Origin of the sequence: Lentilactobacillus rapi DSM 19907 = JCM 15042, assembly GCF_001436255.1 — a bacterium.
GTDB classification, from domain to species: Bacteria; Bacillota; Bacilli; order Lactobacillales; family Lactobacillaceae; genus Lentilactobacillus; species Lentilactobacillus rapi.
Genome location: NZ_AZEI01000034.1, coordinates 9,090 through 23,155 on the forward strand (window position 1 = coordinate 9,090; position 14,066 = coordinate 23,155).

Here is a 14,066-nt window from a genome sequence, read left to right on the forward strand (position 1 = left end):
ATCAGCCCAAAAATCCCAAGTCCAGGATTTTCGGGCTGATGCCCTTATATTACCGCAGCTAAGCGTTTCTCTCCGCACACTACTTACATAAACATCTTCTTCGTCGCCTTTGCCAAAGTCTTTGGATCCTTATCGTAGCGCTTATTTTTCACTAATTTAGCCATTGGCACCCCTGCAAAGTGGTAAGCCGCAATTTCTCCCGAACGGACGGCACTTTGTTCTGTGAAGACCATCTGGTATGGCTGTTCAACAAATTCACCAGTGAACGCCAAATTAGTTGAATGTTCCGGAATGACTTTTGGCCGATCTGCCTTGGCTCTGTTATTGAACAATGCCGATGCATACGGCATATAAACTGGAATATTGTTAATGATACTATCCATAATTTCTTGTTTCTTATCCATGATATTGCCCGGACCTGGGTCAACTTTTGATAATTGACCAATTAATTCTTCGGCCATTTCTTTACCAGTCATTTCAATATATGGCTTATCAACGAACTCACCCTTCCGTCGTGGGTACAGGAAATAGCCCCAAATAACGGACTCGTTTGGCTTCTGAGTTGTGAAATGCGGTTGATGATGGACCACGATCGACATGTTGACGTCCTTGTCCCCAAGCGGCGTAATCGGGGTTGTTGACAAGAAGGAATTCAAAGCATTGCCAGGTACCTGCGTTGTAATTCTCGTGATTTCATTGAGTAGGATATGGTTGCTGGTCGTCAAGGTAAAGCTGGACCACTCACTAGCATTTCTGTCGGCAAAGAATTTGTCAGGATTACCAAGATTATAGAATCGTTCCGTTGCCTTCTTCCACAGACCAGCAGCGGCGCCGTAGTCCATATTCTCACCAGTTGGTGTATTAAAGTCGCCAATCGTAGCCGAATCGGTAATTGAGCCATTAGTAAAGATCACTGCTGTGTCGTCATCGACATCGACGTGCTCAGTTTCACCAGACTCGGTATTTTCCATTGTCAAACCAGTCACGGTGATCTCATCTTGCATCGGCGTATCCTTAAAGTCAAAATCAGTTACCCGTCGATTCAAGACAATATTGACACCCTGCTTCTTCAAATAATTAATCAATGGCAGCATAATGCTCTCGTACTGGTTGTAACGGGTTCGGTTAACGCCGACCAAATGTTCAATCTGAGTAAATTCATAAATCATTTGGTGCATGTAACGGCGTAACTCTTGCGCTGAACTCTGGGTTCTAAAGGCAAAGGTCGTCTCCCACATGTACCAGAAGTTGGTCGTAAACATGTGTGGATCATCTTTGAAATAATCAGCAATTGAAACGTTATCGAGTTTTTCTTCCTTAGAGTCCGGCATCAAAATCAGTTCGGTCAACTTCATCCGATCCTTATTATTAAGACCGAGCTTGCCGCCATTGATGATTCCCTTGCCGCCTTCCATTAACCGGGCCTTATCAAACGTCCGGTGTTTGGCATCGAAATCGCGGGTATCTTCTGCCGCGGTCATGTTTGGTTCAGTAGCCGATGGGACCCGGCTTAAGAGATCCATCAAATCAACGTAGGTTCGATAATTCAGCATCCGGCCACCACGAGCAATGTAGCCTTTGGTATTTTCCAACGGATGATTTTTATTCCAGTATTCCCCAGCAGCTTCGTTGGCTGGCGAGCCATCATTCGAGCCATGGTCATCAATCGAATAGAAGGTGATCTGATCACCCTTCCAATGACCTTCTTGAATTAAATATACGGCCGCAGCCATATTGGCCAACCCGGCACCAATCATAATTGCTTTATTTTTTGTCATGTGATCTCCTCCAATTTAAAGTGAGCGGATCCAGGCGGTTAGCAACCGGAGCGTAAGTCTCCTCTAAGAGAAATTCCCGATCTTGGAGTTTTTCTTAGAGGTGCTTATGTGCAGGTTTCTGCCTGGAGGAGCTGTCCTTCACTCCATCAAATTACTTCGCCTCATACTCATCATACAAGTGCGAGTCGTCCTCGAACCAACCGATTGATTTTAAGAAATAGATAGTAAGGGTCATCAAGCCCAAACCGGTGAACAAAAGCTTTTTGTGTTTCATACTGTATGCTCCTTGTCCGATTAATTTAATCTAAAATTAGTTGTGCGGCACCCATCAAATTAGTTGCTACACTTACTCTAATTATAATTGATTTAACAGCAAAATGAACGAATTACCCACATTTAATTCAGTCAACTCGCTTTCAAGGATCGGTTTCATCCTCCATGAAATGAGCTAGCTGTTTTCATTTCGGAAAACGTATTCATAAAATTAATGCTTACGAGAAAAATTTATTTATGGTAGTGTAATCAATTGTGTCCAGTCCATTTATTTAGAACAGGAGAATTTTTATCACATGGAAAAATCATTAAACGCAGATCAAGTCTTAACAAAAGAAAAGAAACAAACTGCCGCTAAACCGGTAGCCAAACCATTTTTAGCCATGATTGGTATGCTAATCGGCGGGTTTGTCGGGATGCTTTCTGAAACCTCCCTCAATATCGCCTTACCAAGTCTGATGGCTGAGCTTCACGTCAGCATTGGAACTATCCAATGGTTGGTAACTGGCTACATGCTGGTGATTGGGATTGTCCTCCCGATGTCATCCCTGCTTTCACGCTGGTTTTCAACTCGGCAACTTATTTTATTTGCCTTGGGCGACTTTATCATTGGCGCCATCATTTCGGCAATGGCACCTAATTTTGCCATCTTACTCGTTGGCCGGATGATTCAGGGAATCGCCACCGGATTGATCCTCCCCTTGATGTTCACCGTTGCGACCCTGATCTTCCCACCTTATAAGTTAGGTTCCGCAATGGGCATGATTGGGCTCGTTATCATGTTTGCCCCAGCCATTGGTCCTACCTTAGCCGGCATGATCCTCGGATTATTAACCTGGCACTGGATCTTTTGGCTGTTCATTCCATTCCTGCTTGTTGGTTTCTACTTAGCTTTCAAGTATTTGCCTAACGTTGGCAATGTTTCAAAACCAAAAGTTGATACTTTCTCAATCATCCTGTCAGCACTTGGCTTTGGTGGCTTGGTAACCAGTGTCAGCTTGGCCAGTGAAGCCGGTTGGGCATCGCTTGAAGTGATTGGCACCCTAGTTGTTGCCGTCCTTTTATTAGCCTGGTATATTCGCCGCCAAATCATGTCTAAGACGCCAATCCTTAATTTCAGAGTATTCGCTGACAAGCAATTCACCGTTGGCTCCCTCTTAGTCATGTTAGATTTCGCTATCATTCTTTCATCGATGTACCTGCTGCCAATGTTCTGGCAAAATGGATTGGCAATTCCAGTCGCACTCACTGGAATTGTGATGCTGCCAGGTGGAATTGTGAACGCGGTTGTTTCTGCAATCGCTGGTCGCTTCTCAGATCAAGTTAGTCCAAAGTTGCTAATCACTTTGGGTTACGGCGTGACAATCATCGGAATTGTCATCTTGTTACTTGCTCGAGCTACCTCCCCAATGTGGTACGTCATCCTTGGCCACATCGTCATTATGGTTGGGGCACCACTTGCCATGTCACCATCACAAACATTTGGCTTAAGCGCCTTAAATCAGGCCACTTCTGGTGATGGTAGCACCATTATGAATACCTTCCAACAAATCATCGGAGCAATGGCAACCGCGATTGCGACCAGCTTATTGGCATTTGGTCAGCATCTTTCAAACGGCGGCACTCAAGTTGCCTTTACCAACGGTTTTCATGTTGGGTTACTATTCACGTTGATTGTTGCGGTTGTGGCCTTTGTAATTGCATTGACTATCAAGGAACAGAAGCGCGCCTAAAGCAGTAACCGTGGCAAATATTCTGTCTGGAAGAAATTTTTTTCATAATGTATCAAATAACTAGGAATAAACTCCGAAAAAAGCATCTAGTCTAAGCACCCCCTCATCAGGGCTACTTCGAACTAGATGCTTTTTATTGTACCAGCGTGTTTACTTCTAAGATTGTAATATAACTTAGGCGGTTTCAGTCAATGCGACCTTAACAAGATTATCATTCCAGAATGATGGACTATATTCCAAGGTTAATTTAGCACCTTTTTTCGCTTGGCTGACTAAGTTGCCGGAAACCGAAGCGCCGGGATCCAGTTCACCGGATTCAAGCATATTCCGGGCATATTCGCCATCGGTAATGATCTCGAAAGAATTGGTTGAATTGCCATCAGCGTTCAAGCTAAAATCAATTGGATTATATGATTGCCGTTCATTTGTGTCATTACGAATAGTAACATTAACAATTACAAATTGGTTGCCATCTTTAGGCGTATCAAATTCATTGCCCGCATAGTATGTAACCTTATTCACCTTAAACTTATACCCTTTGTAATTGGCTACCTCGTTGACTAAATACCGCTCTTTCATCTCAGATTTGGAATTTGCTTCAGCTTCAGCTGTTTCTTTGGTATCAACAGTTTGCTCAGTTTTACCAGTATCTTGGCTGGTCGATTCCTCTGATCCGCCAACCATACTCCCTCCGACACCAATACCAATCACAATTACTAACCAAACCCACCATTTTTTGTACCAGGGCTTCGAGGGCTTTGCTTCCTTCTGCTTCATAATAATTTCCTCCAAACGATATCTAATAATTACTATAACTAATTTTAAAAATTATTATAAAGTCATTACTTCTAAAATACTATTTTCAACTCTGCTCAACTAAAAAATCTCGCCCTAATTGGGTGGGATCATCATTTTAATATTTAAGTATTTAGATTCATCATTTAAGTTGCTTAGCCTGTTTAATGGCAGCACGAAACTCTGCCAGAAACTCATCGGGCTGGCCGGTAGCAACCTCGTGTTCAAGTTGCTCTTGTAAAGCAGCCAGAATATCGTTATTGGTTGTTGTCATAATTTCACCAATCGCATAGGCCGCCGTTGCCCGGATCATTGGTCGTGGATCAGCTTTCATCACTGCCAATAATTGGGGGATTGCCGATTGATCGTGCAAATTAGCTAGGGCAATAATGGCATTTCGCTGAAGTGGCTTTTTGCCTCGCCACAAACCGGACATTTCCCCAAATTGATCCTTAAATTCCCGATTACTCATTGTTAACATTGGCAACAGCTCTGGTCGAACCTTTTCCGGATCGGGTTCCATTTCATCATGAAGATGAAAATTCTTGCCTTGATTAAAGGGACAAACCTGTTGGCAAATATCACAGCCATAAATCACATTCCGAATTTTAGGGCGAAACTCCGCCTTCATTAATCCTTTGGTCTGGGTCTGATATGACAAGCAGTGCTGAGCATTCATCCGGCCATCGCCAAGCAACGCCTTGACTGGGCAGGCATCAATACACCTGGTACAACTACCGCACTGACATGGAATCGGTGTGTCGGCGGGAAGACCCAAATTCGTAATAATCTCACCTAAATAAACGTAAGAGCCATACTCCTCAGTAATCAATAGCCCATTTTTACCAATAAATCCCAAACCAGCCCGATTGGCAACGGCGACATCGATCAATTCACCCGTATCAACCATCGGTTTAAAGCGGGCTTCACTGCCAGCCACAGCCTTCATTTGCTCAATCAAACAGTTTAACTTTGCTCGCAAAATTTGGTGATAGTCATTCCCCCAAGAAGCTCTGGCAAACTGTCCTCGTTTTAACTTGGTTCGGCTAGGCCGCTGCTTGATCCTGCTTGGATAAGCCAAGGCAATCGCAATAATTGACTTTGGTTGGTCAAAGATCAGCTTGGGATTAAGCCGTTCATCGAGATTTTGATGCTCAAAGCCACTGGTATGCCCGGCGGCTTTTTGCGCAATCAAGCTATCTCGCAATGATTCAAAGTCAGCCGCTGTGGTAAACCCAATTTTATCAATGCCAATTTGCTGACTAATTGTAATAATTTGTTGTTTTAGTTTCGCCCCACTTTGGATAGCGAATCACCCTTTTCGTTTAAATATGGTTAAAGGGTAGCATGAACCATTCAAAATAGCTATCTGAAAAATTCAAATAAGGCTGAACGCAAACTTCGAAATATGCGTTCAGCCTTATTAAATACTATTTATCTGATGCGACGGACTAATTATCGATCCGCCACACTGCTCTTATCTTTAACCATCTGTTTAACAGCCTTCATAGCTGCTGCCAATGCTTCATCGCTAGCGGCATAACTAATCCGGATATATTCGTTATCGCCAAATGGATCGCCAGGCATCAGGCCAATATGGTAATCCTTAGCTAATGTCTTAACAAATTGCCAACTATCCATTTGCAAGCTAGCTGGAATCTTAGCGAAGACGTAGAATGCCCCGCCTGGGTGAACCACGTCAAACCCTGCTTCGTCCATATTTTTAACAACGAAATCACGACGCTTCAAATATTCCTTACGCATCACAGCCGCATCATTTTGCCCATTGGTTAAGGCTTCAGTAGCAGCATATTGGACCAACGAAGCTGCAGCAGTCACCGTAAATTGATGGACTTTAGCGATTTCATCAATGACCGGATGTGGTCCAAACACTAAGCCTAACCGCCAACCAGTCATCGCGTGTGACTTGGACAAACCATTCGTAATAATCGTTTGATCGGGTAATAGTTTCGAAATTGTGTAATGCTTTTGCCCATAAGTCAATTCACCATAAATCTCATCACTAATCACCCAAATTTGATTCTTCTTCAAAGCTGGCGCCAAGGCTGCAATTTGTTCTTCCGTATAAGCGACCCCGGTTGGATTATTCGGATCAGTTAAGATCAATCCCTTGATATTCAAATCAGGATAATCATCGACCGCCTTTTGAATTTGTTCCGGCGTTAACACAAACCCGGATTTACTGGTATCAATAAAAATCGTTTTCAACTGGTTTAAGGTCATCAGCGCATCGTAGAGTGGATACGCAGGCGTTGGAACAATTACCGCATCCCCAGGCTTAAACAACGTCTTAACAGTTGAGGCCAAGGCTTCTGTCGCCCCGACAGAAACCACAATTTCATCCGCGGAATAATTGTAGCCAAACTTGGCTTTGTAATACTTGGAAGCTGCTTCTCGCAAATCTTGGAATCCCCAGTAATAGGGATAGTGTGAACAATTTGTATTAATTGCTTCAATCGCGGCTTTTTTGATATGCTCCGGAACATCAAAATTAGGTTCACCCAAAGTTAACTTAATAATATCTGGATCAACACTAATGTCATGATCAAATTTTCTCATGGCAGATGGCTTAACATTTAAAACATTTGGATTAATATCATTTAATTCCATAAAAAGGGATCCCTCCGCAGCATTTAATTTTGTATGATTGATAAGCACGTGATATGTATCACGATTACTCAATAAGAATTAGTTTTAATCATAAATCATATTTATAAGAAGTCAATGAGGATCCAATTGATCACCGGATAAAGATGGTTTGTTCAAAAATAATTAAGATATTCCAACGGAAACAAGGAATTAGCCCATAATTACCTCAGATTATTTTGAGAGTATTTCGGGAGTTTACCTTGACAAATAGGATCCATTCGTCATTTCCAACATATTTCATTAAAAAATGATGATAATTTTTTCGAACAATCAACACCGTTATTTGGGAATTATTTGCAAAACTAGTTGTCATTAAATTTAGCAACTGTTAGTGAATTATCTCGATAAGTTGCCCAAAAGACATCTTTAATCTGGTCAATTCCCTGTTTCTTTAATTCTTCAATCAGCCAGCCTTCATCTTTATCCATCAGCTCCAGCACGTCTGGATCCACCTGACCATCGACAATCACCGGATAACGAATACTGCCTTCTCCTCGGTTCAAGACTGTCAGCGAGCCATTTTGCTCCACGATGGCCCGTTTCACCTGGCTGATGTCATAGACACCGGCAGTTCGCAGCTTAAAATCAACATCTTTAGCTGACAAATTGGCCTTCAAACAATTCTCCACCAACATCTCACCATTGCGGACAATCGTGATCGGCTCACCCTCAATCAACTTACCAAACCAGTGAAGGTGGGTTTTCAAATACCTGGTCACCATGATCAGCAGTGCCCAGAGTAGTAAAATCACCAAAAATTGAGCCATTGTGATTGCCGGATTATAAATCACGCCCCCGATAATGCCACCAAGGACATAGTTTTGCAGCTGATCCATCGCCGAAGTGGGCGCCAAATTACCTTTCCCAGTCAGGTTAATTAAGATCGTGATAAATAAGAAACCAACTACCAACTTCAATAACACGTCAGAATATGTAAACATCAGGCTTTCCCCTCCACTTTAATATCATGTTGATCATGCAACTCAACTTTTTCCAAAACAAATTGGGTTCCATCAGAATTATAATCAATCCGAAAAATGCCTTTCGGTGTCTTAATCATCAAGTTGGCATTCTGGCTGGTTGAGTTGATACTGACTTTCTGAGGGGCGACCCCCAATCGTTTCGCGGATTCCTTGACCACTGTGGTAATTTGCCCGGTTTGCTTGCTGGCAGATTGGACAGCACTGAAATCGTCGTACTGCATAGCCAAAATCAGCAATAAGAGTGTGCCAACGATAATACTGAGATCTTTATATTTAACATCCAACCGATTTCGCAGGTAATGAATTAAAAAAACGATGAAGATCAGTGCCAGCACGCTTAGAATAATCATTCGAGCGTATTGCCAATTTCCTTGGGACTGATGCAGGTAGTTATAGGTGTAGAATGTCATGGTTCATCCCCCAATTTTAATAAATATTCGTTAGTTACTGGTATCTTCAATTTGTAATTCATCGGAATAAATCAGTAACCGCTTGGCATAACTTGGATGGTTAAAGTTCGTCTGAATGACCCCTTTAAGCTCATTTAAATCATCCGTAATGATCCCGTCCACATTCATGAATAGCAGCTTGGTCATATCGTCTGGATCGTCAACAGTCCAAGCGTAGACCTGCTGACGATGGTCGTGGGCCTGCTGAACAAACTGGTCGTTCAACGTCGTTTCCTCCATTGTGTAAGCATTGGCCCGAGTTTCCGGAAATGAGAAGTTGTACGGGAGAATGTAACTGACAAATAATTTGGGAGCGCGTTGCTTCAACCCACTGATCACGTTGTAATCCAACGAATGAATGTGATCATGGTCGCGTAATAGGCGTCGCTGATACTTTTTGATAAACAGGCTGAGCATATTCGGACTGTCATGACTGGTCGTTTTGATTTCAACCAACAGCTTTTGGTGATCCCGCTCAGCTGCGGCTAAATAATCGTCAAAGCTGGCAATGTGAGCCGTGTGCCCATTTTCATGAACAATCAGCCGTTTCAGTTGAGCCAATGTTAATTCATAAGGCGCTGCATCCACGCCGGCCAGTTTTTGCAAATTTTCATCATGCATGACCACAAACTGATGATCTTTAGTTTCATGAATGTCCATCTCAACATAATCCGGTTTTTCTTTACTGGTTTTGTTCAGTGCCGGAATGGTATTCTGGACACCGTTGCCATCATCGACCCCGCGATGGGAAATGGTGAGCGGCCGCGTTAACAGGCTGCCCTTTAAGTACAGGCCATTATAAGTAACAAGGCCACCCAAAAATAGCAAGATCAACGTCAGGGCCGCCAACCGCCGCCTCATTTTCCGGCGGGGTGACAGCTTAGCAATAGTCTGAGGAGCTCGGCTTAAGTTTCGTTCCCCCGCCACTGACGTCAGCATCAGCATAAAGACCACTAGGCTAAATGAGGCAATCAGGCGCTGCCAAATCATGAGCACACCCATATTCATCACTGCACCGGCAAAGGCGATACTGCCAGACTGGCCATCCAAGTATTTTTGGAACCCATAGAGCGCAAATGACAATAAGGCCGTTGACACCAGGCTAATTGCCCCAAGAACCATTAGTCGCCAAAAGTACTGCCACGATTTGCCGCGGGTCATTCCCCAACTTTTTTTGGCAGCGGAGAATCCGGTCTGATTAGCCAAAATCATCAGTGGCAAGACTTGAATTAACCGAATACTGATGTAGAAAACGGCAATTGCCAGAACAGCCAGAAGAACTGCCAGGTACTTATTTTGCTCCAAATCATCCAAAATAAATGTCGGAATCGCCGCTTTAGCCAGCAGTGGTGAATTGAGATAAGTATAAGAAAATGGCATGATCAAAATAAAATAGCCCAAGAAAAATAAGAAGCTGGTAAATCGCAGTCGCCGCATGTCGTTAATTGCATTCCCGACAATTTTCCAGAGGCTTTGATTCTGGCCATAAGCGATGTTATCGATGCCATAGAGTAAAAATGCGAACTGCCAAAAGACCAGCGCAAAAAGAATCCCCAGCAGAAGAATCAGTTCAGCAACTGCGAGTGGCTTGGCAGTCAACAGCCAGCCAACGTTGGTATAAGATATGTACGGAATTTGATTACTTCGTAAGATAAGACTTGTAAAGTACTCCAGCATCGGGACAATCAGACCAGCTAAGATCACATTCATGACAATAACTAAAGTAACGTAGGCGCCCCAGTTATGAAAAAATTTATTAATTGATTGTTTTAATAGTGGCTTTCCAAGCATATTTGAAGCCCCCCTCTTTTTGAAATGAAACAGCTTTATCATAACATAGCTGTTGGCGCACTAGTCAGCTAGAGAATGGTTAGAGGACGAGATTGTGACGAACGGCGATTTGATCCCAGAATTTAAGTAAAAAAACAATGCATCCTGATTAGAATGCATTGCTTTTTTACTTAAATGGCCTAAGCAGGCTATCGCTCATCACGGTTCCGTGGACGATCTGAGCCCCTTACACGCTTCTCCGTTTAAAGACCACATAACTGATCGCCATAAAAATTGCCGTATAAGCCAAGCTGCCACATATCATTTCCGGCGTCGATAATAACGTCATCTTATGATAAGTGTCTGAAGTCAGCTGAGCCGGTAAATTCATCATATTCAACGGGTTCCACTTAAGCCAGTCCCATTTCTGCATTAACACAAACATTAATCCAGATACCACACTCAGGGCAAAGTAGCCAATGATGCCGATTGAAATTGCCGCAGCGGTGCTCTTGAAAATGTTTGCCAGCAATAATACCAGGCTCAACACTAACCATACTGACAGGAATTGGCCAATGAGGTTCATAAACTGGGTTTCAATGATACTTTGGTTATTTGCATAAGTATCAGTTAAGTTGAATTTGCCATTATATAAAACGACTTTCAAGATCAAGGAATAGACAAACACTAAAGCATAGAAATAAATTGAGTAGATCAACATGGTGATCCACTTACTAACCAGAATTTCACCCCGATAATACTTTCGGTAAAGCAGTTCCTTGATCGTGCCATACTGAAATTCCATTGCGATAATTGAACTGCATGCGGCAATCAGGAACAAGACAACCCAGCTGCCACCGGTATACATCGTTGTAAACATTCCCTTGGCTGACCAATACTTCGGATAGAGTTTGCTCAAGACGCCAAAGACCGTCATGATGATCAACAGCGCAATCGAAACTGCTGGGGTACTTTTCTTATGAAGTAACTTATAGGTTTCTTGTTTAACTAAGGTTATCATTCTATGACTCCTTTACTTTGTCGTTCTTCAGCAATTCCAACAATGAGGTTTCCAAGTCACTATGCACATGTTGAACGTCCTCAATGTCGATGCCGTTATCAGACAACAATTTAATGACGTCAGCCATCTTAGTGTCATCAGTTTCAATGATGCTGACACCGGCAGTTTGGTCAAGTTGATACCCATTCTGGGTTAGGATAGTCGTTGCCTTGTCATCGTCAGAAGTCTTCACAACCAAGAGTCGTTTGCCGCCACTTTCAAGGGTAGCCATGCTTTCCTTATAAACAATTTGACCTTTATCAATCACAACCAGGTCATCAATTAACTTTTCCAGCTCACTTAAGATATGGCTGGAAATCAAAAATGTGGTCCCTTGTTTGGCGAGGTCTAAAATAATTGTCCGCAAGTCTTTATTTGCTTGGGGATCCAAACCGTTCATCGGCTCGTCTAAGATCACAAATTTTGGTCGATTTACTAATGCCAAGGCAATTCCGAGTTTTTGCTTCATCCCTAATGAATAGGTTTTGGCTTTCCGATCGATATAGGTCGTCATTTTCATCCTATCAACAATCTCATCAATCTGATCCTGACTGGTCGTTTCCTTTGAGAATAGCTTCAAGTGCTGCATCCCAGTCAAAAATGGATAAATCCCAGGGTATTCGATCAAGGCACCAACCTTGTCCATCGCTTGATGACTAGTGGGTGAAACTGCGTCACCATCAATCGTGATCTGGCCGCTGGCATAATTAAATAATCCCAGCACGGCCTTCATGATGGTTGATTTACCAGCCCCGTTAGGACCAACTAACCCGACGATGTGGCCGCGTTCGACGGAAAATGAAACATCTTTCAAGACATGTTTGGAACCAAAGCTCTTGTTAAGATGTTGAACGTCTAAAATAATGTCTGACATTTGTGCCTCCTATAATTGAGTGTGCGGAGCAAAACGGTTAATAATCGGAACATAAGTTGCCAAAAGCAAAAATCCCGGTCTTGGATTTATGATTTTGGTGCTTATGTGCAGATTATTGTTTTGCGCAGCAGTCCTAAAATCAGTGTGCGGAGCAAAACGGTTAGAAACTGGATCATAAAGCTCCCCAGACATAAATTCTGGTTTTGAATTTCTGGCTGGGGTGCTTATGAGGAAGTTTCTGTTTTGCGCAGCAGTCCTAAATCCAGTGTGCAAAGCAAAACGGTTAACTATTCTGCATTATGTAAAAACTGTTATCTAAACAGTTAAGTTTCAGGTTAACATATTTTCCTTTCAGATTACAACACCCCATTTTCAATCATTCCCAATCAGAATGTAGTAATATAGACGAAGGGGAAGTTCGACGAGCGAGTTAAAAAGTGAGGTAAAGTAATTCATGACAAAGGCACTGATCGTTGTAACCAATAATGCAAAGTTCGATAAACTGTATAAAGCCACCGGCATTTGGCTTCGAGAAACCGCTCATTTCAATAAGGTGATGCAGGAAAATGGCATCGACGTCGATTACATGAGTCCAAAGGGCGGCTATGTTCCCATCGACCCCCTTAGCTTAGCACCAGACATGATGGACCAGATCGACTGGCAATATTATTTAGATGATGAATTCAGGAATACTCATCTGGCAAAATCTCTAAAGCCAGCTGATATTCAACCAGCCGACTATCAAGTCATTTATTTTGTTGGTGGTCACGGGGCAATGACCGATTTTCCAGAAAATAAAGAGTTGGCAAGCATTGCATCCGCTATTTATAACAACGCCGGAATCATCGCTGCCAATTGTATCGGCGTTTCAGCATTGCTGGCAATCAGGACAACTGATGGCAAACGTTTTGTAAACGGCAGGAAGTTAACGAGTTTTACCAACGATGAAGAAGCCTTAAACGGCTTAACCAACGATGTTAAATTTTTACCAGAGGATGAACTGAAGAAATCCGGGGCCACTTTCGAAAAAGGAGAAGCCTTCAAATCCCACGTGGTCGTTGATAATCGGCTGATCACTGGTCAAAATGCAGATTCAGCAACCGATGTCGGCGAAGCAGTTATTAAGGCTTTATTGAAATAATCAGTTCATTCCATTTCTCTAATGCCTAATCATTCATTAGGAGGACCAACATGAGTATTTGGAATGATTCTTCGCTCTACATCTTAATTATGACAACGCTGGTTGGCATAATTGCACTCTTTTTAATGCGGACAAAGAAAATGCGATTCAAAGGTCCGCGACTTTGGTTAACCCTGGAAATTGTCCTCACGATTTGTGGTCTATTCTCTAACGGCTTAGGCATTATCTTTCTGATCACACCGTTTTATAACTTCATCTATTCCTTAATAGTCGGCTTACTGGCCATTGGACTCGGCGTTTTTTGGCTGATTGAAGTATTCATTGGTATTCAAAAATAAGAACGAGTCTATCTGCGGTCATGATCCGCAAGCTAAGAGCTCAGGATACTTTCGTTAGCAAGTTCCGTTTACGCAACAAAAAGCCAATCATCCGAACATTCAAATCAGAATGTCTAGATGATTGGCTTTTATTTTTGAAACGGCTTTTTACTTAGAAACTGTTTGAGATCTAAATTGAGTTTTGGTATACTTTTGCAAAAAA

The 14,066-nt window shown here is 42.6% G+C and carries 13 protein-coding genes; 3 read left to right on the plus strand and 10 right to left on the minus strand.

Annotation, left to right across the window (positions count from 1 at the left end; genetic code table 11):
* Window positions 1-83: 83 nt before the first annotated feature.
* Together FD12_RS05130 and FD12_RS14295 are read right to left on the minus strand one after the other, a co-directional pair.
* Entirely contained in the window at window positions 84-1,778 is a 1,695-nt protein-coding gene (locus FD12_RS05130; protein WP_054748987.1) for an oleate hydratase, read from the minus strand.
* Window positions 1,779-1,929: 151 nt separating this feature from the next.
* Window positions 1,930-2,052 (minus strand): hypothetical protein, encoded by a 123-nt coding sequence (locus FD12_RS14295; RefSeq protein WP_263862414.1) that lies wholly within the window; start codon window positions 2,050-2,052, stop codon window positions 1,930-1,932.
* 295 nt (window positions 2,053-2,347) lie between these two features.
* Here FD12_RS14295 and FD12_RS05135 point away from each other — a divergent pair, with 295 nt between their 5' ends.
* A complete protein-coding gene (locus FD12_RS05135) occupies window positions 2,348-3,784 on the plus strand; it encodes a DHA2 family efflux MFS transporter permease subunit (protein ID WP_056982032.1) in 1,437 nt (478 codons plus the stop codon).
* A gap of 174 nt (window positions 3,785-3,958) precedes the next feature.
* Here the strand turns inward: FD12_RS05135 and FD12_RS05140 are convergent, their stop codons facing one another.
* The 8 genes from FD12_RS05140 to FD12_RS05175 all read right to left on the minus strand — a co-directional run bounded on the left by FD12_RS05140 (window position 3,959) and on the right by FD12_RS05175 (window position 12,385).
* Window positions 3,959-4,561: a DUF4352 domain-containing protein gene (locus FD12_RS05140; RefSeq protein ID WP_056982033.1), complete on the minus strand. Its 603-nt coding sequence runs from the start codon at window positions 4,559-4,561 to the stop codon at window positions 3,959-3,961.
* A 160-nt stretch (window positions 4,562-4,721) separates the two neighbouring features.
* A complete protein-coding gene (gene queG, locus FD12_RS05145) occupies window positions 4,722-5,885 on the minus strand; it encodes a tRNA epoxyqueuosine(34) reductase QueG (protein WP_054748988.1) in 1,164 nt (387 codons plus the stop codon).
* A gap of 149 nt (window positions 5,886-6,034) precedes the next feature.
* Complete coding sequence (locus tag FD12_RS05150) at window positions 6,035-7,210, minus strand: aminotransferase class I/II-fold pyridoxal phosphate-dependent enzyme (RefSeq protein WP_056982034.1); 1,176 nt, start codon at window positions 7,208-7,210, stop codon at window positions 6,035-6,037.
* 341 nt (window positions 7,211-7,551) lie between these two features.
* Complete coding sequence (locus FD12_RS05155) at window positions 7,552-8,190, minus strand: DUF421 domain-containing protein (RefSeq protein ID WP_054748989.1); 639 nt, start codon at window positions 8,188-8,190, stop codon at window positions 7,552-7,554.
* Window positions 8,190-8,642, minus strand: coding sequence for a DUF3290 domain-containing protein (locus FD12_RS05160; protein WP_054748990.1), 453 nt, complete (start codon window positions 8,640-8,642; stop codon window positions 8,190-8,192). Before FD12_RS05160 ends, FD12_RS05155 begins: the two co-directional genes overlap by 1 nt.
* 30 nt (window positions 8,643-8,672) lie before the next feature.
* A complete protein-coding gene (locus tag FD12_RS05165) occupies window positions 8,673-10,472 on the minus strand; it encodes a glycerophosphoryl diester phosphodiesterase membrane domain-containing protein (RefSeq protein WP_054748991.1) in 1,800 nt (599 codons plus the stop codon).
* A gap of 226 nt (window positions 10,473-10,698) precedes the next feature.
* Window positions 10,699-11,472, minus strand: a complete 774-nt coding sequence (locus tag FD12_RS05170; RefSeq protein WP_056982035.1) for an ABC transporter permease — start codon at window positions 11,470-11,472, stop codon at window positions 10,699-10,701.
* Between the two features lies 1 nt (window position 11,473).
* Window positions 11,474-12,385 (minus strand): ATP-binding cassette domain-containing protein, encoded by a 912-nt coding sequence (locus tag FD12_RS05175; protein ID WP_056982037.1) that lies wholly within the window; start codon window positions 12,383-12,385, stop codon window positions 11,474-11,476.
* 454 nt (window positions 12,386-12,839) lie between these two features.
* On the opposite strand from FD12_RS05175, the gene FD12_RS05180 reads away from it, so the two are divergent.
* Window positions 12,840-13,526 (plus strand): type 1 glutamine amidotransferase domain-containing protein, encoded by a 687-nt coding sequence (locus FD12_RS05180; protein WP_056982038.1) that lies wholly within the window; start codon window positions 12,840-12,842, stop codon window positions 13,524-13,526.
* Window positions 13,527-13,576: 50 nt separating this feature from the next.
* Window positions 13,577-13,864, plus strand: coding sequence for a hypothetical protein (locus tag FD12_RS05185; RefSeq protein ID WP_056982039.1), 288 nt, complete (start codon window positions 13,577-13,579; stop codon window positions 13,862-13,864).
* The last annotated feature ends 202 nt before the right edge of the window (window positions 13,865-14,066 follow it).

Coding starts and splice junctions, on each gene's coding strand:
- FD12_RS05155 (WP_054748989.1), bottom strand. CDS start 8,190: ATGTTTACATATTCTGACGTGTTATTGAAGTTGGTAGTTGGTTTCTTA.
- FD12_RS05130 (WP_054748987.1), bottom strand. CDS start 1,778: ATGACAAAAAATAAAGCAATTATGATTGGTGCCGGGTTGGCCAATATG.
- FD12_RS05180 (WP_056982038.1), top strand. CDS start 12,840: ATGACAAAGGCACTGATCGTTGTAACCAATAATGCAAAGTTCGATAAA.
- FD12_RS05160 (WP_054748990.1), bottom strand. CDS start 8,642: ATGACATTCTACACCTATAACTACCTGCATCAGTCCCAAGGAAATTGG.
- FD12_RS05150 (WP_056982034.1), bottom strand. CDS start 7,210: ATGGAATTAAATGATATTAATCCAAATGTTTTAAATGTTAAGCCATCT.
- FD12_RS05185 (WP_056982039.1), top strand. CDS start 13,577: ATGAGTATTTGGAATGATTCTTCGCTCTACATCTTAATTATGACAACG.
- FD12_RS05135 (WP_056982032.1), top strand. CDS start 2,348: ATGGAAAAATCATTAAACGCAGATCAAGTCTTAACAAAAGAAAAGAAA.
- FD12_RS05170 (WP_056982035.1), bottom strand. CDS start 11,472: ATGATAACCTTAGTTAAACAAGAAACCTATAAGTTACTTCATAAGAAA.
- FD12_RS05165 (WP_054748991.1), bottom strand. CDS start 10,472: ATGCTTGGAAAGCCACTATTAAAACAATCAATTAATAAATTTTTTCAT.
- FD12_RS14295 (WP_263862414.1), bottom strand. CDS start 2,052: ATGAAACACAAAAAGCTTTTGTTCACCGGTTTGGGCTTGATGACCCTT.
- FD12_RS05140 (WP_056982033.1), bottom strand. CDS start 4,561: ATGAAGCAGAAGGAAGCAAAGCCCTCGAAGCCCTGGTACAAAAAATGG.
- FD12_RS05175 (WP_056982037.1), bottom strand. CDS start 12,385: ATGTCAGACATTATTTTAGACGTTCAACATCTTAACAAGAGCTTTGGT.